This is a genomic window from Nostoc sp. CCY 9925, assembly GCF_963920935.1.
In the GTDB taxonomy this organism is placed as follows: domain Bacteria; phylum Cyanobacteriota; class Cyanobacteriia; order Cyanobacteriales; family Nostocaceae; genus Nostoc.
Genome location: NZ_CAWUDO010000005.1, coordinates 1 through 18,503, shown reverse-complemented (window position 1 = coordinate 18,503; position 18,503 = coordinate 1). Strand labels below are relative to the sequence as shown.

The window sequence follows — 18,503 nt, the reverse complement described above, 5'->3', positions numbered from 1 at the left end:
AAAATTTAGACTAATGCACGACCATCTGTTCCTTTGGTAATCTTTGGTACGTTTTCATCTAGGCGATCGTGTTCAATTACGAAGATTGCTAGAAAGCCCTCTTCAATGCGGATTGCCCGCCAAATATCAAAGTATGGCTCTAGCTCTTCATAGTTGCCAATCCGATCGGTTAGATAAGGATAGAGTTTTCTACTTGGGAGTACCAAGACAGCGCCTAGAAAGACACCACGTAGTAATCCAAGACTGAGTTTATTGACTGCTCGATGGCTTGAAGATATATTGCCCGTTTCCCACTCAAGTGCAAAAAGATAGTTGTCAATTACTTTTGTTGCGTCAACCTTTCCTGGCGATCGTGTTGCATAGGTAATCGAAGTTTCCAGACTCCATCCAAATTTATCCCTCAACGCAATCATACAAGCATCTTTAATTGGCTTGACGCCATTACCGTGCTTTGATGGATTGATGGTAAAACTAGATGTACCGGGAGGATGAACGATTAAAGAAATAGCATCACGAATTTCAGCCCGAATGATAGACCAATCGTTTGATTCTTCAAAATTCCCAACACTGATCAAAGAAACTTCTTGAACAATTTTCATACTAATTTTAAAACTTGAGGTCTAGCTCAGCATTTACGCTAAAAATGACCGAAATAACTCCACCACCTTCGGTTTAGTCACTTTTCCCATCGCGTTGCGCGGTAATTCTTCAACTATTAAAATTTGAGTTGGCACTTTATAGACAGCCAATTGCTCTTTTGCCCAACTCCTCAGGGATTCTAATTTCAAAGTTTGCGATCCTTGCAATACTAACGCCGCACAAACTCGCTCACCCCACTCTATATCTGCAACCCCAACCACTGCACATTCTTGAATATCTGGATGGGTTCTTAACACTTCTTCAATTTCCAAAGCTGAGACTTTATAACCTCCGGTTTTGATGATATCTACACTCATCCGTCCCAAAATGCGATAGTTGCCATTCTCAACTACAGCCAGATCTCCAGTACGAAACCAACCATCTTGGAAGGCTTTGGCGGTTGCTTGGGGGTTTTGCCAATATTCCAAAAACACTGTCGGGCCTTTGACTTGGATTTCTCCTGGTGTTCCTAGTGGAACTAACTCTCCACTTTCATCGACTAATCTCACTTCCACTTGAGGTAACGGCTTTCCCACATATCCTGATAAGCGTTCACCATGTAAAGAATTCGATAGCGCCATGCCAATTTCCGTCATCCCATAGCGCTCCAGTAGAAAATGTCCGCTGATGGTTTGCCACTTTTCTAAAACTTGAACTGGCAAGGCTGCTGAGCCTGAAACCATGAGGCGCATTTTCTTACAGCCTGCTGACATGTTTTTCTGACGTCCGCTCTCTGCATTTTCCCAAGCAGCAATCAGCTTTACATATATTGTCGGTACTGCCATAAATAAAGTTAAGTCACCGTCGCAAATTCGACTCCACACAACTTGGGCGTCAAACTTGCTCAACATGTGACACTCTGCCCCAGCCCATAAAGCACAAGTTAATATATTGACAATTCCATGAATATGATGTAAAGGCAGCACATGTAAAATGCGATCGCTTGATGTCCATTCCCAAGCTGTAACTAAGCTAGTAACTTGCGCTTGAATATTTTCATGGGTTGTAACGACACCCTTCGGTTTACCTGTTGTACCGCTGGTGTAGAGAATTAAGGCGCGTCTAGTGATATCTATTTCTGGGAGGTTAGCAACATTAGATGGGAGGGTTTCTGAGGTAAGGATAAATCGCAAATTTTGTGCTTTGGCGATCGCTTGCAGTGTATCCTCAAAATCAGGATGGGCAATAAGAATCGATGCTCTGGAATTTGCGATCGTATACTCTAATTCTGGGCGTGGGTGGGAAATACACAAAGGTACTGCTATTCCACCAGCACGCCAAATCCCCCACTGAGTGGCTACATACTCAAATCCAGGCGGGATGAGAAAAGCAACTCGCTCCTCATGCAAATCATCTGCATTCTCAAGAAGACTGGTAGCAATTTGACTGGAGGTGTGAAGTAAATCCCGATAAGTAAATATTCCTTGAGTTGTAGCGTTGGCGCAGCCTGCTGGAACGATAATCGCTATTTTCTCATTGTGTTCTTGAGCGCGAGTAATTAATGGGAGATTCACGTTTTTTTACTGATTTAGAGTTGATTTAATGAAAGCATATAGCAATTTGATATAGGGATTACTAAGAAATAAATTACTACTATTTGTGGGGTGAAGTAGAAAGTCCACCTTTGCTTACGGGCGGGCGAGACGCCCACCCCAGAAGAAAAGTTAAATGTTTTTTTACGTAGAAATTCTATCAATCATGACAGTAGTTTGTAACTGATATGATTTCACGAAATATCTGATAAAGATAGATTTGTAGGGGCGTAGAGCTACACGCCCCTACAACGGATTAGTTGTTTTTCACGTCACGCACCATATTGATATAGTAATCATCAATTTTTTTGGTATTGGGACGACGGCGGGTAGTGGCGGGAGTTTCGGGAGTGGTATTCTCAGCCGTTGGAATCGGCTCTTTATTTATATCTTGCGCCCCATCGGATTCCAAGAAATAATTAGAGCTAGTAAATCCGAACACCCTGGTAAAAAAGCCAAACAAATTTCTGACAAAATTCAACAAAGGTTTGAAAACAACAGACAAAAAACCTTCCAAACGAAGGAAGAAATTGCGAATAATTTGAGTTACAGGAAGCATAGTACTATCCTCTCTGATTGCCTATTATTATTGTGACTTAATTCCCAAGCCTAGATGAAATTACTGCTATAGCAATCATAAATGAGTCGTAAACAAAATTTATTGCCTATTGCCTATTGCCTATTGCCTATTGCCTTTTTAAATACTTAGAAGCATTGGTTTTTTAGTTTACCAATAAGAGAATTCAGATTGATTTGGCTAGGCCAGCCTTGAGGAAGATTTGCTGAATTATATCCCCTATCTCTCAAATCTTGGATAAATTGGTTACGGGTATAGGTTGTATCAAAATTAGCCAGACCATCAAAATAAACATCAGTCAAATGAGCGGGATCTAAAGCCATTTCACCTTTGTATACTCCACCATCATTGGAGTCATCCCAGCCCCAAGGCGCATTGGCAGAATCTGTACTACAAGTTGGTGCACCAGCACCACATCCAGCACTAGAATCTCCTTTAAAAGTTCCCCAACTAGCGAAAGTTAAAGAGGAAGAACTTGGCAATGCAGCTTCATTTAATTGATGTTGCCACATTCCATTTGAGGCAAATACATTCAACAATAAGTATTGCACATTGCGATCGTTTCCAGAAGCAGGAACTTCGGTGATAGTTTTAGAAGGATAGTAAATAATTCCATCTTCATTACTAGCTCCTTGAAAATCTCCAGCATTAGGCCAAGCTTTTAAACCATGACCTTTAGCTTCTTGAGAGGTCAAGGGATGTTGGGAACCACTATAGCTGCTTGTAGTCAATGTTCCATCAATATTTTCTGTACCATTGCTTAAGGGACTACCAACTGGTGTATACGAGTAAAAATCTCGATGAAATACAGTTACGATACCTTCGAGTTTGCCAAAATTTGAACCATCCTTACGAACAATTGTCAGCAAGCCTTCTAAATCATTTTCATGTTCTTGGTCGAAGGGGATATCAGTCCAATCTTGAGGATGGAAAAAGGAATAGGTGATGAACCAATGAGTGCAAGTTTCAACTACAGAATAGTAACCATGAGCATTCAAAGCAAATTGAAAAAGGTTGTCCCAGTTATTTGTTCCCCGCCAATCATTATCGTAATCAAACCGCGTGATATAGTCTCCACTATACTTAGTGCTGTCTGTGTCTTGATAGTGAATTGGAGCATAATAAGCAGCTAAATCTAAATCTGTGAGAGATTGGGCAATTGTTTTTAACTGTGTCAAACTGCCAACTACTATTGCTAAAATTATTCCAATAGCAACCAGAAAAATTCTTCTAAATATCATTTGAGTCACTCTAAAATGAACAACACAATTTAGAATAAAGCGTGATATTTAAGAATTGGTAATGAGATAGATAAAATATTAGTTGCGAGAATAGGAGGTTGCGTTGAGAAACCTAGATGCGGTGAGGACAGCTTCCCAAAGGGTAATGCAAAAATTAATACTATATTAGCCGCAACATTAAGTGCTATACCAAATATTCCGATTTTGAGCCAGAACTCTATAAAAATAATTGTCCCTATTGGTGCAATGATCGTAGCGATTTTATCTGGGCTTCAAATCTTCCTTAACCCGTCATAAATTTCAGATAAGTTCAGGGTTAAGTCTGATGAGTTTGAAAGCCTTAGACATTATGTTGAAGAGATAATTGAATTTCACTATGACGAGCAATCTCAAGAAGAAAACAAAAAACTTCTTGGAGATGTCAGAGAAAGATGGCACAAGCTAGGGTCGCTAAACATGTCCAATGAAAATTTCACAAAAGCAGATAAAACTATAAATCAATTAAATAAATATCCAAAAGATATTAAATTCTAAAATCAAAGGTAACTGTTATTACAATTGCGATCGCCGTAGCGACTTAAGGACTTTTATTCGTTAATTTTCAGTAATTACCGATTGTGGCACTATTACGTGGGCAATGTGGGTTACCACTAGCCTCTGATTTCTGCGATAACACCAGCCAACCCCTCTGTGCCCCTTTGTTCCCTTGCTTCTTTGATCACATCCCCCGCAGGACTTGGCGAATAACATCTGATGGTACTTCATCAGTAATTGTCACTATACCAATTTGTGTTGGCAAAATAAACCGCACTTTCCCATCTTTGACTTTTTTATCTAATTGCAAGGCTTCAATAATTGCTTCAATATCTACCCCAGCTGGTAACTGAGTCGGTAAACCTGCTTTTTGAATTAAAGCATTTTGACGTTCAGTGTCTTCCTTTTTCCACATTCCCAGTTCCACAGCAATTTGTCCAGCCGCTACCATACCGATCGCCACTGCTTCACCGTGATTCACTAACCGATAACCAGTCAAACTTTCCACTGCATGACCGATGGTATGTCCATAGTTGAGAATCGCCCTTAATCCACCTTCTTTTTCATCTTTGCTAACAACATCAGCTTTAGCTTGACAAGAACTGATTAATATGGTCTTTATCAATTCAGGTTTAACACAGCGGAGTTGGTCGAGGCGTTTACTTGCTTCCAACTGGGCAAATAATTCGGCATCCCAAATCACACCATACTTTATAACTTCTGCCATCCCTGCCCGAAACTCGCGCATCGGAAGAGTTTTCAAGACTTCTGGGTCAATCAAAACCAAGCGTGGTTGATGAAATGCCCCAATTAAGTTTTTCCCGTGGGGATGATTGACGCCAGTTTTGCCACCAATTGCCGAATCTACCATTGCCAATAGAGAAGTAGGCACTTGCACGACATTAATGCCCCGCAGCCAGGTTGCAGCGGCAAAACCGGTCATATCACCAATCACGCCTCCCCCCAAAGCCACCATAGTCGAAGAACGTTCTAGGCGGTTTTCTAAGGCAACATCGTAGAGTTTTTGGATAGAGTTGAGGGTTTTATAGCGTTCCCCAGGTGGTAGGGTGCAGCTAGCAACATCAAACCCAGCAGATGTCAGCGATGCAATGGCTCTTTCGCCAAAATGCTTAAAAATCGTCGGATTAGAAACCAGCAGTACTTTCTTGCCCAGCTTCAAATTGGCCATGTGTTGACCGAGTTGATCCAAATTTGAAGGTGCGTTAGCGTGGCTCACCGAAGGTATCGCAATCTCATAAGACTGCTCAGGTAAATTTACATTAATTACAGAAGTCATTGCCCAATCCCAAACAAGCGCTCGTGGGCTGTATTCTATCGCAATCTGGGGAGAGGGGGGAGGCGGGGAGATGGAAAGACAAGGAAAATGACTAATGACTAATGTCCAATGACCAATAACTAATGATTGAATAGATTTAGGAAGTATTGTGGAGAAAAGTAAATGTTTGCAATTGTAGCTTACATCGGGTTCTTGGGTTTATTCTTTGGTATAGCTCTTGGTTTGTTTTTCGGTCTGCGGACTGCCAAGATAATTTAATTTAGATTCTTTCTTGTGGGGCGGGCTGGAAAGCCTGCCCTTGGTTTAGGGATGGGCGAGAGGCCCATCATACAAGATTATTTATCCGACAACTGCTGGAGTTGCGGCTTTCTCTTGTCTTTGGGAAGGCGGACGCATTCCTAAACCGAGTAAATTCAGCATTTGGCGATCGCTATCATAATCTGGACAGGGAGTTGTCACCGTCAACATTTTGTTGTCGTCGCTGGAAAAGATAGAATTGGCTCCTGCCATAAAGCAAAAAGCTTGTTCGACTTGAGAAAGTCTCGCCCTACCAGCGCTGAGACGCACATCGGAACCTGGCATGACAATTCTGGCTGTGGCAATCATCCGCACAACATCCCAAATCGGGACATCAGGCTGATTTTCTAAGGGTGTGCCTGGTACTTGGGAAAGAATATTAATTGGTACGGACTCTGGGTGGGGGTGTAAGTTTGCTAGAGTTTGCAACATGGCAATGCGGTCATCCACAGTTTCGCCTAAACCAAGAATACCGCCGGAACATACAGTCACATTTGTTTGCCGGACATTCTCAATTGTGTTGAGGCGATCGCCATAAGTCCTTGTGCTAATAATTGTGCTGTAATATTCTTGGGATGTATCCAAGTTATGGTTATAGGCGTAAAGTCCCGCATCTTCTAATCGCTTGGCTTGATTTGGTGTTAACATTCCCAGAGTGCAGCATACTTCCAAACCCATTGCCGTCACATCCTTGACCATTTCCAGGACTTCCTCAAATTGTGAGTTATCCCGCACCTGACGCCAAGCTGCACCCATGCAGATGCGACTCACACCAGTTTCTTTCGCTTTTTGAGCAATGCTAACTACCGTTTCCTTTTCTAGAAGTGCTTGTGGCTTTACCTCTGTTTGATAGCGGGAAGATTGGGCACAGTAGCTACAATCTTCTGGGCAACCTCCGGTTTTAATAGATATGAGCTTACAAACTTGGATTTTTGTTGGGTCATGATATTGGCGATGCACGCTAGCAGCTTGATAAATCAGCTCTAGCAAAGGCGTATTGTATATCGCCCGAATCTCTAATTCCTGCCAATCGTAGCGTATTCCCGACATCACTATCCTTCTTGTAGACTAAGTTTATCAAGAGCTGTCTTTTGGTTGAATTTCCTCTGGTACAGCGTTTGGGCAAAGGAATTTTATTGAAGTTCTTAATTACCCATTAGCTCTCAATCCTTCGGCTCTAGATATTTAGACATCAGCTTACCAAGATTTTGGTTGAATGGCAGATTCAGAGCAAAAATACTCAGTTTATTTTGTGAGGGAGAGTGGGAAGACGCGGGAACGCTCTTACGCAAAGACAGGGAGAAAAACAAATGACTAATGACAAATGACTAATGACAAATGAGTAGTGTATGAAATTAGAACTGCCATTAATTAGAAGCGATCGCTTGTTGTTGCGATCGGCGATTCAAGAGGATATACCCCAAATTATTAAATACTTTACTGATAATAAAACCTATCTGACTCCATTCTACCCTCTTTGGGCTGATGGTTTTTTCACTGAAGAATATTGGCAGTATCAAATAGAGAACAATTTTCTTGAATTTGTCAATGGTCAGTCCTTAAAGTTATTTATTTTTAATAAAAAAAATCCAACTGTAATTATTGGGACTATCAATTTTAGTAATTTTGTTCGAGGAGCTGCTCATTTTTGTTACGTGGGATATAGTCTTGCCGAAACAAAGCAAGGCAAAGGATATATGACAGAAGGACTCCAAGCAGCGACTCAATATCTCTTTCAAGAGTTAAATTTTCACCGCGTCATGGCTAATTATATGCCTCACAATCGGCGTAGTGGAAATGTTCTCAAAAGACTAGGTTTTGTCATTGAAGGATATGCTAGAGACTATTTATTAATCAATGGACAATGGGAAGATCATATTTTGACAAGTCTCACCAATCCTAATTGGCAAGCACCCAAATCTTAAAATAATTCGTAATTGAGAATATGTCGATACTGATGCTGAAGCCAGAGGTAGTATTAAGGTAAAGAATGAATTAAGTTTTGCTCGTAATGAATCTGGCCCAAACTTCAAACTACAAAAATTCTAGTAATCCTTTTCTCTCCCTGAACTACGAAGCCGCCTTGGAATCTTTAGGCGATGACTACTACGACGAGGTTGCAGCAGAAGAATTTCCCCAACACATCTTGCGTTGGCGTAACAATGCACTATTACCGCGTTTAGGTCTTGACCCCCAAGTAGTTAAAGATGAAGATTTCATCACAGCTTTTGGCAAATTTGAGGGGCGCAAACCCTTTTTGGCAATGCGTTACCACGGGTATCAATTTGGTGAATATAATCCACTATTGGGTGATGGTAGAGGTTTTCTCTACGGACAAGTACGCGGCACTGATGGTCAATTATACGATTTTGGCACGAAAGGTTCTGGGAGAACGCCATACTCTCGTGGAGGCGACGGTTTACTAACGCTTAAAGGTGGAGTGCGGGAAGTTCTGGCTGCCGAAGCACTGCACCACCTGGGTGTGCGTACCTCGCGCTGTCTCAGCATGATTGAAACAGGCTTATCACTGTGGCGGGGGGATGAACCTTCACCTACTCGTTCGTCTGTAATGGTCAGGATGAGCAATTCTCATATTCGCTTTGGGACTTTTGAGCGCCTACACTATTTGCAGCGTCCAGATTTAACTCGGAAGCTTTTAGACCACGTAATTAATGAATATTATCAAGACTTGGCGGCTGAACAAGATAAATATGCCTTGTTTTATGCCGAATTAGTTAAAAGAGTTGCAGAACTAGCAGCACAGTGGATGGCTGCTGGTTTTTGTCATGCAGTTCTCAATACTGACAATATGTCGATTACGGGAGAGAGTTTTGATTATGGCCCCTATGCATTTATTCCTCACTATAATCCATACTTTATTGCTGCATATTTTGACTATTATGGGCGCTATTGTTACATTCATCAACCAAGCGTTTGCCAGTTAAATCTAGAAATGCTCCAGGAACCTTTCAAGGCAATTTTTGATAAAGATGATTTGAAGTTTGGATTAGCAAAGTTTGATGAGTATTATCAGGCAGAATACAGAACTTTAATGTTGAAAAAGTTGGGTTTTGTAGAGTTGCCACATCCACAGGCTAAAGAACTATTAAATTTAACCATTGAATTTTTAGGCAATAGCAAAGTTGGTTATCACGAATTTTTTTATGAGATGGCTCGCACTTTTTCAGCTAAATGGCGAGATGAACCAGGTTTTGTGATGAATGCTTCTGATGTTGTACCAGTACCAGGAGCGTCAGGAATTTTTGATGATTGGTGTATATTGTACCATAAAATATTGAATGATTTGGATCGCGATCGCCTAGACATAATTTCCCAAACTCTAGCTGTTCATAATCCGAAAACGGCATTATTAAGACCTGTGATTGAATCTATTTGGGAACCAATTGTTCAGGAAGATAATTGGCAACCTTTTTATGATTTAGTCCAGCAAATTCAATCTAGACAATAGAAAATTTAATCAGAGGCGTTGTATTGCAACGTCTCTACAAACAATACTGGACTGAATTATATAGATATAGCAATCAGAATCAAATTACGAGAAAATACGTAGGTTATATATCAAATATAAAAGTAAAATTTTAGTCAGTATTGGCGACTATAAATCCTGTCTATACATACATACTAAACTTTGAAGTTCTGATGGTTGGAAACCTCACCTCAGACTTATCTTTATCTGCGCGGATTATTTTTTAAGTCCAGGTAGCTAGACTTTGTTTGTGTAGTAGTAAATTATATTTGACCAATGGCTTGCAAATTTATCACCGTAGCATCTAAGAAAATCTTAAAAAAATGAATCAAATATACATATCATATGCATGGAAAGACAACACTAAATTAGGCAGTCAACGCGAAGAATTAGTTGATAAAATTTGTGAAGCACTTATTTCTGAGCGTTACAACTTAATTCGCGATCGCAATTACTTAAAAATAGGCAAAAGTATACAGAATTTCATGCAAGAAATCGGGCGTGGTAACTATGTGATTGTTGTTATCAGCGACAAATATTTGCGTTCCGAATACTGTATGTTTGAAGCTGTTGAAATCATGAGACGCAAGGATTATGAACAAAAAGTTTTTCCTGTTGTTTTACAGGATGCTAATGTCTATACCAAAGAAGGTAAGAGTGAGTATATCAAATACTGGAAGCAACAAAGCGAAACACTAAAACAACTTATCGGTTATGAACTATCTTCTAATGAAGATTCAGCAATATATGATGTTGCTGAAAAACTCATAGAAATTTGCCAAAAAATTGATGAATTCATGTTTTTTATCTCGGATAAATTAAGCATCGATCCATCTCAAAACTTTGATGGATTTATCAATCAGCTTACTGATGCTATTAGGGATGATGCTGTTAGACTCAGAAGCAAAAAGAGTATTTTAGTTGCCGGGACAGGAAACTTTCAGATTCCCGATCAAGTCAATTGGTGCGCTCAAAAGCTTGGGGAAAAAATATCAGAATATAACTATAACTTAATTACAGGTGGATGGGAGGGAGTAGATTATGTTGTAGCTGATAAGTTTGCCGAAAAAATCGCACAAAAAAACCTACGCTTAACCGATAAGTTAACCCACGTTGTTCCACGAGGAAAACAACCTGTATTTAAGGGTGGAAAAGTCGAATACACTGAGACAGGTATTAATGAATGGCTTGATTGTTTGCGACATTCAGACTTGGTGATTCTTGTAGGAGGTGTTGGCGGAACTTATGAAACTTATCTCTATGCGAAACAGGAAAAAATTCCAGTGATTCCTATTGTATGCACTAACGGTGATGCCAAAAAAGTGTTCGACGAAATGCTGGAAAATTGGGATAGTAAATTAATGGGAAATATATCACCAGAAAAATTTAAGTCACTGAATCAATATATCAATGACCCCTCAACAGCGGAAGATGTAGTAAATGATGTCATGGATATTGTCAACGAAATTATTTTTGCAAAAATTATGTTAAATCCATAAATAGAAATTCAGAATTAAGAATGATATCATGTTCGGTTAAACGCTCTTACATTAGACCTGCATTCAAAATAGGGAGTAGGGAATGGGGAATAAGGAAAATAAATTTTCATTGTTCCTTGTGAGCGCAACTCGTGGACTCTCTTGCAAAAATAGCAGGACTTACGCAATAACTACGATTTTACGTCATTACGAGCGGAGCGAAGTAATCGCCAAAAACTCTGGGATTGCTTCCCTACACTACGTTTCGGTCGCAATGACAATATCGGTGTTGCGTAAGTCCTAAATAGTTTTGTCAGAGCAGGAAAGGCTTCGTTTAAGAGAAAGGGAAAAGGGAATAAACCCTACCTTTTCCCCAATAAAATACTAAAAATATCTTTACTTTGTAAACCTACTTTTAATTGTTATCTGACAATAGAAAAGAGCAATAAAATTATGGCATTATAAATAATTTTTTTCTCTAAAATATGGTCGAATACCAGCCTATGTTCACTAGATTTTAAATCTTGATTATTGTTTATTTTTTGCCAATATTTTTGAGATTGTTGACGATTACCTTTGAGATAATAAGCATAGGCTAAATATAGAAAACCGAGCGCCGGATTTGTAGCTTCATTTATGGCTTGATTAAGGCTAATGTGACCTTTTAAAAGGTTAATTCCTTCATCAAGCTTTCCAAGTTCAATTAACACACAGGCTCTTGTACCAACAACATAAATATGTTGATTACTAATCTTAATGGCTTGTGCAGAGTAATTATCGGCTAAATTAAGAAACTCTCGTTGATTCAATCCTTTAATTAGATAACTCCAAGCTAAGTTATTAAAAATAAATAATTGCATGGGATTTTTATCTGATTCTGTAATAAGTTTGGATAGTAATATGATTGCCTCATCAATTTTTTGTTGACGGATTAGCGCTACAGAAAGATTTATTTTAGGGATTAAAGATGTAGAATTATTAACAAGACATTCACGAAAAATTAATTCAGCTTTTTGAAAGTCATTTTCTTCGAGATATTCCATTCCTTCTATAATCTTGCCCGACAATAAAATTTCTTGTATTTTCTGTTGATTTATGAAAAATATGGTTAGAAGCTGTAAGCCATCGTTAGGTATGGAAACTCCCATCATATTTACCTTAAAAGGAAGCAGGTTAAAAAAAATCAAAATAAAATTAGAAAATAAGAAAATATTGACTATTGTCAAAAATAGAGAAGCATTGTTGAAAGCTAGCGGATAAATACTTTTTATAGCTGAAATAATAACTATTACCAACGCCATCGCCATCACTTGCAATCCAACTCCTCCTAAGGTAAAGAAAAAATAGCGTAGTCGCAAGAAATTAGGGGAAAATATTCCAGGATAAGTTAAACCACCTTGTAGTCCTTGGTTAATGAGTAAAGTTGTTTCATTGAATTTATATTTAAAAATATTGTGTCCGAAGCCGATGGTAATTCTTTTGATAGGAATTTTGACAATCCAACCTGCGATCGCATGACCAAATTCATGAATAATAATATCAATATAAAGAAATCCACAAAAGATTAAAATATAAAGAAAAATCAACAAAAAGCTTAAAGAAAAATCAATATTTCTCGTCAATAAAAAAGAGACAAAACTTGCCAATAATATGCCGAGAAAGAGATTTTGTATGAAGTTATTTTTCATATAAATTACCGACTAAAAAACCAGAAACTTAGTCGGTTAAACCGACTTACGATACATTTATAACACACTGATAAAAAATGCTACAGAAATTTAGTATCTAAATACCATTGCAAAAAATCTTTGCAATACATCAAAAATCTGTAGGGGCGCAAAGTTTTGCGCCCCTAGCCAATCTATCTGTCGGATTCTTTTTTCAAATTGGTATAATTAGCCGAACTTGATATGATACCTCAAAGACTAAAATTTTTCGCTTATGAATTGCTGAGCATAGCAACCCTTTAAGGCTAATAATTCTTCATGAGTTCCTGATTCGACAATTTTTCCTTGTTCGAGAACTAAAATGCGATCGCACTTTCTAACTGTTGATAAACGATGGGCAATAATAAACACTGTCCGGTTATCCATGAGTCTTTCTAAGGCTTCCAGCACCAAAGCTTCTGACTCAGAATCTAATGCAGATGTCGTTTCATCAACAATCAAAATTTGTGGATTGAGGTGAACAGCACGAGCGATCGCAATTCTTTGTTTTTGTCCTGCTGATAAGTTTACGCCACGTTCGCCCACCCAAGTACGATAACCTTCTGGTAATTCGCTAATAAATTCATGGGCGTTAGCAATTTTTGCTGCTGCTTTCACTGCTTGGATATCAAAAAATTCTTTTCCAAAGGCGATATTCTGGGCAATTGTTCCAGAAAACATGATGCTTTGTTGGGGAACAATGCCAATTTGTCGGCGCAGACTATGTAATTTGACATCCCGAATATCAACCCCGTCAATTAAGATTTGACCAGTTTTGGGATCGTAGAAGCGGGGTAAGAGATTCACAAATGTGGTTTTACTAGCAGCAGAATTACCCACAACTGCGATCGCTTCACCCGGCGATACCAAAAAACTGATATCCTTTAATACAGGTTCGCCTGGTTGATAACTAAAAGAAACACGACGATATTCTACTTGGCCTTCGACTCGAGGTAAAGCGATCGCATTTAGCTTTTCTATCACCGTTGCTTTAATTGTCATCAACTCAAAAACCCGGTGAATATATGCTTTACCCCGCTTCAATTCGTTGTAGTTTTTAGTAATGTGACTTATGGGGTCAATTAACAGCGCCGCCGCTGCCAGATAACTAAAAAAATTGGATATTGTCAAATTGTCTTGGGAAATTTGCCACGCCCCAACTATCAATAAAGATAAAACAATTGAGGTTTCTAAAAATCCCACAATGGGAATTTTAATTGCTTTTAGCCGTTGTGCTGAATATTTTGCTTTCAGACTGCGTTCTGCTTCATCACCAAAGCGGGCAATTTCGTAGTTTTCCGCCGCAAAAGCTTGTACCAAACGTATACCGCTAAAAACTTCTGAGAAAATAGCAGATAAACCCGATACTCGATTTTGACTTTTTGGAGAACGTTTGCGTAACTGTTTGCCAAACCAGCTGATTAAAATAGCGATTAGTGGTGCAACTATCACAGTTGCTAGTGTCAATTGCCAATTCAGATAAATCATGTAAATTGGAATTGCCACCAACTGCAAAATACAGGGAATAAACTCGTGAAATATTTTATTTACCAGTTCACCAACCCGGTCAACATCTTCGGTGAGGCGGTGAGATAAATCAGCTGCTTTTGCCGTTTCAAAATAGCTGAGATTTAGCTTTTGGACATGTGAGTATACTTTTTGGCGGAGATCAAAAGCAACTTTTAAAGCAGCTTTCGCCATGTACATATCTTGTATAGACTGGAACAAGGCTCTCACCAGAAAGATTAAGGCACAAATCCCAGTTACTTGGACGATCGCTACTACATTACCTTGTCCGAAGGGAATTGCCAACTTTCCAGCAAGATTGATTAACACTAATGTTGCCAGCACATATCCGAAAATGCCAATAAATCCCTTAGTGATGGTTCGCCACTGGGGTCGGATATAAGGTAGTAGTAGCCAATAATTAGAACGCTTTTTCAAATTCTAACGTCCAGAAGAATATTTTCCTTTGTTTGACGCTATCAGGTTTTGAGAGTTTATGACCAATTTAAGTGAAGTGAGATGAGGGGGATGAGGGGGATGGGGGAGATGAGGGGAGATGAGGGGACAAGGAGACAATGAGAAAACTTGCAATCAGTCTTTCCCCTTGTCCCTAATTCACCTTGTCCCCTTGTCCTCTTTTCCATGCCCTATGCCCTAATCTAATTATTTCTGTTCCACTTCCCACCGAAATAGCCGTGGTAATTGTGATACATCTATGGCGTAATTGACAATCCACAGCACCAGTTGAAAAATTAAGAAATATCGCACCCATAGCAACTTGGTTTCAGAACCTAAAATTGTTAAACCCTCATATAACTGCCAGAAACGGTAAGGTAAGTATATGTAAGGAACCATAACCCATACTACATTTTGCAACTCTCTAAGGGCAACTCTCTCGGAAATAATTTGTAACCCTAATACGATAAAATACCAACCAAGTACAGTTAAAACAGTGCGATCGCTCCACCATACACCCCACAGTAGCATTACTACTAATGGTAGTAGTATTCCTAATACTTGCACTGAGCCAAACCAAATTTTATACCAATTAGGAAACGGTAAAGGCAAAGTATAGGTTTTGGTGTTTTTCCAGCCCCAGTTGACAACCAGAATAAAAAGTGTGGCAATGACGAAAAAAATCAGGTTTTCTAGGAATAGGTAGAGGTTGATGTTTAAGGAAGTCACGTCGCTTCGCTCCCAATTCACGCATTAAAGACACCCATAATTAACAATTCAAAATTCAAAATGACGCTCGCAGACACGGCTTAGCTGCGCTAACAAAATTCACGCATTAAAGACAATTTCAGACGAAGAGGAGTGCGGTCTTGGGGTCTCCCCAAGAGGAGCAACTCCGGGGGATTTAAACCCCGACTGAAACTGGGGCTACCTGTAGAGGTAGGGGTCTTAAACCCTTTTATTTACGATAATGGGGCTTGTAACAAGGACGTAGTATTTCTCTCTACGAGATGCACAGTGCGTTCGCGCTGTGCGTCTGGAAATACATTTTTTTGCTTCTCCATAAACCAATTTAGGGGGTTGTATCCTTTTTGTTTTCGGTCATAAAATCCTGCTACTAGTTTAAAAACCCAAGCCGCTTTATCTTTTAATTCTGACTCCTGAATTCTGAATTCTTCTTCAACGACCTAGCCAAGTCTTGATGATGTCAAGCAGACTGGAACCACCCCAAATCAATGCCAACAGAATTGAAGTAGTCAAAATTGCCCCCATCAAACACATAACTAAACCACCCAAGCTAATGGCACCATCGTCTTCTGATAAGCCAAAGCTAGTGACGAAAATTCCCATTGCTGGTAGGGTATTAGTTCCCGGAATTGGAATCATCATGGAAATTGCCATCAAGGCGATCGCACTACCAATGGTGACTCTACCTGGTAAAGTAGTACAAATATAGCTCAAACGAGGACGAGCGATCGCTTCAATCCTTTTTAACCAAGGAATCCCTGCCTTTAAAAAACCCTGGACTGTTTCGAGTTTGATGGCATGATTCATCATTTTCTTTGGTAGCCAGGGGGTTTTAGCACCACCAATCAGCTGTATTGCAAGTAGAAAAATCAGGATGCCGAAAGGAGTTGAATATCCCGGTGCTGGAACTGGCAAAGCCGAAGGTAGAGATAAAATAATCAGCAAAAACCCAAAAATTCTTTCTTTTGCTAGTAGGAGAATATCTGCCAAAGTTACAGTTTTAGGTCGTTCTTCTTCAAAAAAATAGCGTTGCAATTCGTTAGATAGTTTAGCCATAATTCACCAGAAATTAATCCTAAATTTTGAAGTTTGGGGAGATGCGGTTTGGCTTTGCTCACCGACCGGGAGATGGAGAATGAAAATTTATAAATTACATAAATGATGTAGGACTAGTATTTGATTTTTGGAATTGCTCGTAGAGGCAGGGAACAGGCAATAGGCAATAGGCAATAGTGAAGAAGGGTATTGTGTACGGATTTTTTTCAGAAATCAAACCGGATTCCTATATACAACTTGGTGTTAATTCTGACTTCTTAATTTTGACTATTGAGATATTTTTAACCTTTATTTGCTCTATTTTCTTGGATGAGATGAATAATTGATGGCACTAAGGAAACAACTATAATTAATCCAATAATTGGTAACAAGTACTTATCTACCTGTTCAGGCGGTAAAGATTTTCCTAGGAAAAATCCTAATAGAGTAATTCCGAATGTCCAAACAAAGCCACCAATTAAGTTGTAAGACATAAATGTGCGGTAATGCATTGCACCAATACCTGCAACAATGGGCGCGAAAGTCCGCACAATTGGTAAAAAACGTGCTAACACAATCGTTTTCTTTCCGTGTTCTTCATAAAAGTTTTGGGTTTTAACAATGTGTTTTTTATGAAACAACCACGAATCTTCCTTCTGAAATAGTCTTCTGCCAAATTTATGCCCAGTAAAATAGCCAACATTGTCACCTAAGACTGCACAAACAAAAGCACCAAAAATCAGAACCCAAATATTGAGTAAATTCTGAGATGCAATAAATCCAGCAGTGAATAATAAACTATCTCCAGGGAGAAAAAAACCAATTAACAAGCCAGATTCAGCAAAGACTATTGCCCACACCCCAAAGTAGCCAAGTGATTTAATCAGTTCTGGTAAATCTAGATGCATAAAATTTTTCAGCTTTGAATACATATATCCAGAACATCTTAACGTTCTGCAATTTTTTTGAATAAAAAGTAATATTAAATTTATGTAAAGTTCTTTTGTTATTTTATTTGAAAGTCAGTATTAGCGCAGGGGTGCAAGATGCAAAAATATTGGAAAGTACTAAGACTATTTTGGAGTGCGGCGATCGCATCTGAATTGGAGTATCGCATTAATTTTGTTATAGCTACCTTCAGCAGCTTGGGGAATCTTGTCGGCAGCGTCTTTGGACTATTCTTGTTTTACCGCACCGGCTACACTTTTGCTGGCTGGTCATGGGAAGCAGCTTTAGTAGTTCTAGGAATTTTTACTTTATTACAAGGCTTTTCTGCCACTTTTCTGGCGCCGAACTTAAATCGCATTGTCCGCCATGTGCAAGAAGGCACTCTTGACTTTATATTATTGAAACCTATTCGCAGTCAGTTTTGGCTTTCCACCCACACCATTTCACCTTGGGGACTACCGGATTTAATCTTTGGTTGCGTCATCATTAGCTACGCAGGTCAACGCCTTGGCGTAGGAATAGACAAGTATCTACTTAGTGTAGTGCCGTTGTTGTTTGGCTTGGTAATTTTATACAGCCTGTGGTTTATGCTGGGTTCAATGAGTATTTGGTTTGTGAAAATATACAACGCCACAGAAGTATTGCGTGGTTTATTAGAAGCAGGAAGATATCCAATCACAGCTTTTCCAACTGTTTACCGCTTTTTCTTTACCTTTATAGTGCCAGTCAGCTTTTTAACAACGATACCAGCCCAAGCGATCCTAGGTAGAAGTGAAATTACCTGGTTGATAGGTGCAGGAGGATTAGCACTGGTGTTATTTTTAGTTTCTACTTGGTTTTGGCGGTTTGCGTTGCGGTTTTATACCAGTGCTTCGAGTTAATGGAGATTGGGGACTGGGTAAATTGTCATGTGAATCAGCTTTTGCGACTTAAAAAGCAGCTTTTGTGACTTGAAAAGCAGCTTTTGCGACTTGAAAAGCAGCTTTTGTGACTTGAAAAGCAACTTTTGTGACTTGAAAAGCA

General features: G+C 39.2%; 16 protein-coding genes. 5 read left to right on the top strand and 11 right to left on the bottom strand.

Annotation, left to right across the window (positions count from 1 at the left end; all coding sequences use genetic code 11):
- Positions 1 to 5 precede the first annotated feature (5 nt).
- From ACM0OY_RS04000 to aroB, 5 genes are all read right to left on the bottom strand, one after another.
- Complete coding sequence (locus ACM0OY_RS04000) at positions 6 to 599, bottom strand: restriction endonuclease (protein WP_414567597.1); 594 nt, start codon at positions 597 to 599, stop codon at positions 6 to 8.
- Between the two features lie 33 nt (positions 600 to 632).
- Entirely contained in the window at positions 633 to 2,153 is a 1,521-nt protein-coding gene (locus tag ACM0OY_RS03995) for an acyl-CoA synthetase (protein ID WP_414567596.1), read from the bottom strand.
- Positions 2,154 to 2,427: 274 nt separating this feature from the next.
- Positions 2,428 to 2,730 carry a threonine dehydratase gene (locus tag ACM0OY_RS03990; protein WP_414567595.1) on the bottom strand — a complete coding sequence of 101 codons (303 nt, stop codon included), beginning with the start codon at positions 2,728 to 2,730 and terminating at the stop codon, positions 2,428 to 2,430.
- 146 nt (positions 2,731 to 2,876) lie between these two features.
- Positions 2,877 to 3,989: a hypothetical protein gene (locus ACM0OY_RS03985; protein WP_414567594.1), complete on the bottom strand. Its 1,113-nt coding sequence runs from the start codon at positions 3,987 to 3,989 to the stop codon at positions 2,877 to 2,879.
- 718 nt (positions 3,990 to 4,707) lie between these two features.
- Positions 4,708 to 5,820 carry a 3-dehydroquinate synthase gene (gene aroB / locus ACM0OY_RS03980; RefSeq protein ID WP_414567593.1) on the bottom strand — a complete coding sequence of 371 codons (1,113 nt, stop codon included), beginning with the start codon at positions 5,818 to 5,820 and terminating at the stop codon, positions 4,708 to 4,710.
- A 162-nt stretch (positions 5,821 to 5,982) separates the two neighbouring features.
- Here aroB and petL point away from each other — a divergent pair, with 162 nt between their 5' ends.
- Positions 5,983 to 6,078, top strand: a complete 96-nt coding sequence (gene petL / locus ACM0OY_RS03975) for a cytochrome b6-f complex subunit PetL (RefSeq protein WP_096538651.1) — start codon at positions 5,983 to 5,985, stop codon at positions 6,076 to 6,078.
- Positions 6,079 to 6,159: 81 nt separating this feature from the next.
- On the opposite strand, the gene bioB is transcribed toward petL, so the two are convergent.
- The gene (bioB, locus tag ACM0OY_RS03970) at positions 6,160 to 7,167 is read right to left on the bottom strand and encodes a biotin synthase BioB (protein WP_414567592.1); all 1,008 of its coding nucleotides are present in this window, start codon (positions 7,165 to 7,167) and stop codon (positions 6,160 to 6,162) included.
- Between the two features lie 299 nt (positions 7,168 to 7,466).
- On the opposite strand from bioB, the gene ACM0OY_RS03965 reads away from it, so the two are divergent.
- The 3 genes from ACM0OY_RS03965 (at position 7,467) to ACM0OY_RS03955 (ending at position 11,103) form a co-directional block, all read left to right on the top strand.
- On the top strand, positions 7,467 to 8,042 hold the full coding sequence (locus ACM0OY_RS03965; RefSeq protein WP_414567591.1) for a GNAT family N-acetyltransferase: 576 nt from the start codon (positions 7,467 to 7,469) through the stop codon (positions 8,040 to 8,042).
- 86 nt (positions 8,043 to 8,128) lie between these two features.
- Positions 8,129 to 9,586, top strand: coding sequence for a protein adenylyltransferase SelO (locus tag ACM0OY_RS03960; protein WP_414567590.1), 1,458 nt, complete (start codon positions 8,129 to 8,131; stop codon positions 9,584 to 9,586).
- A 341-nt stretch (positions 9,587 to 9,927) separates the two neighbouring features.
- Complete coding sequence (locus ACM0OY_RS03955; RefSeq protein ID WP_414567589.1) at positions 9,928 to 11,103, top strand: TIR domain-containing protein; 1,176 nt, start codon at positions 9,928 to 9,930, stop codon at positions 11,101 to 11,103.
- Between the two features lie 401 nt (positions 11,104 to 11,504).
- Here ACM0OY_RS03955 and ACM0OY_RS03950 read toward each other — a convergent pair whose 3' ends face one another.
- The 5 genes from ACM0OY_RS03950 to ACM0OY_RS03930 form a co-directional block, all read right to left on the bottom strand.
- On the bottom strand, positions 11,505 to 12,770 hold the full coding sequence (locus ACM0OY_RS03950) for a site-2 protease family protein (RefSeq protein ID WP_414567588.1): 1,266 nt from the start codon (positions 12,768 to 12,770) through the stop codon (positions 11,505 to 11,507).
- 237 nt (positions 12,771 to 13,007) lie between these two features.
- The gene (locus ACM0OY_RS03945; RefSeq protein WP_414567587.1) at positions 13,008 to 14,732 is read right to left on the bottom strand and encodes an ABC transporter ATP-binding protein; all 1,725 of its coding nucleotides are present in this window, start codon (positions 14,730 to 14,732) and stop codon (positions 13,008 to 13,010) included.
- Positions 14,733 to 14,957: 225 nt separating this feature from the next.
- Positions 14,958 to 15,479, bottom strand: coding sequence for a hypothetical protein (locus ACM0OY_RS03940; protein ID WP_414567586.1), 522 nt, complete (start codon positions 15,477 to 15,479; stop codon positions 14,958 to 14,960).
- A 450-nt stretch (positions 15,480 to 15,929) separates the two neighbouring features.
- Positions 15,930 to 16,553: an exopolysaccharide biosynthesis protein gene (locus tag ACM0OY_RS03935; RefSeq protein WP_414567585.1), complete on the bottom strand. Its 624-nt coding sequence runs from the start codon at positions 16,551 to 16,553 to the stop codon at positions 15,930 to 15,932.
- A gap of 281 nt (positions 16,554 to 16,834) precedes the next feature.
- Positions 16,835 to 17,440, bottom strand: coding sequence for a DedA family protein (locus tag ACM0OY_RS03930; RefSeq protein ID WP_414567584.1), 606 nt, complete (start codon positions 17,438 to 17,440; stop codon positions 16,835 to 16,837).
- 138 nt (positions 17,441 to 17,578) lie between these two features.
- On the opposite strand from ACM0OY_RS03930, the gene ACM0OY_RS03925 reads away from it, so the two are divergent.
- Positions 17,579 to 18,361, top strand: a complete 783-nt coding sequence (locus ACM0OY_RS03925; RefSeq protein WP_414567583.1) for an ABC transporter permease — start codon at positions 17,579 to 17,581, stop codon at positions 18,359 to 18,361.
- Positions 18,362 to 18,503 lie beyond the last annotated feature (142 nt).

Coding starts and splice junctions, on each gene's coding strand:
- ACM0OY_RS03950 (WP_414567588.1), bottom strand. CDS start 12,770: ATGAAAAATAACTTCATACAAAATCTCTTTCTCGGCATATTATTGGCA.
- ACM0OY_RS03965 (WP_414567591.1), top strand. CDS start 7,467: ATGAAATTAGAACTGCCATTAATTAGAAGCGATCGCTTGTTGTTGCGA.
- ACM0OY_RS03955 (WP_414567589.1), top strand. CDS start 9,928: ATGAATCAAATATACATATCATATGCATGGAAAGACAACACTAAATTA.
- petL (WP_096538651.1), top strand. CDS start 5,983: ATGTTTGCAATTGTAGCTTACATCGGGTTCTTGGGTTTATTCTTTGGT.
- ACM0OY_RS03925 (WP_414567583.1), top strand. CDS start 17,579: ATGCAAAAATATTGGAAAGTACTAAGACTATTTTGGAGTGCGGCGATC.
- ACM0OY_RS03930 (WP_414567584.1), bottom strand. CDS start 17,440: ATGCATCTAGATTTACCAGAACTGATTAAATCACTTGGCTACTTTGGG.
- ACM0OY_RS03935 (WP_414567585.1), bottom strand. CDS start 16,553: ATGGCTAAACTATCTAACGAATTGCAACGCTATTTTTTTGAAGAAGAA.
- bioB (WP_414567592.1), bottom strand. CDS start 7,167: ATGTCGGGAATACGCTACGATTGGCAGGAATTAGAGATTCGGGCGATA.
- ACM0OY_RS04000 (WP_414567597.1), bottom strand. CDS start 599: ATGAAAATTGTTCAAGAAGTTTCTTTGATCAGTGTTGGGAATTTTGAA.
- ACM0OY_RS03960 (WP_414567590.1), top strand. CDS start 8,129: ATGAATCTGGCCCAAACTTCAAACTACAAAAATTCTAGTAATCCTTTT.
- ACM0OY_RS03985 (WP_414567594.1), bottom strand. CDS start 3,989: ATGATATTTAGAAGAATTTTTCTGGTTGCTATTGGAATAATTTTAGCA.
- aroB (WP_414567593.1), bottom strand. CDS start 5,820: ATGACTTCTGTAATTAATGTAAATTTACCTGAGCAGTCTTATGAGATT.
- ACM0OY_RS03990 (WP_414567595.1), bottom strand. CDS start 2,730: ATGCTTCCTGTAACTCAAATTATTCGCAATTTCTTCCTTCGTTTGGAA.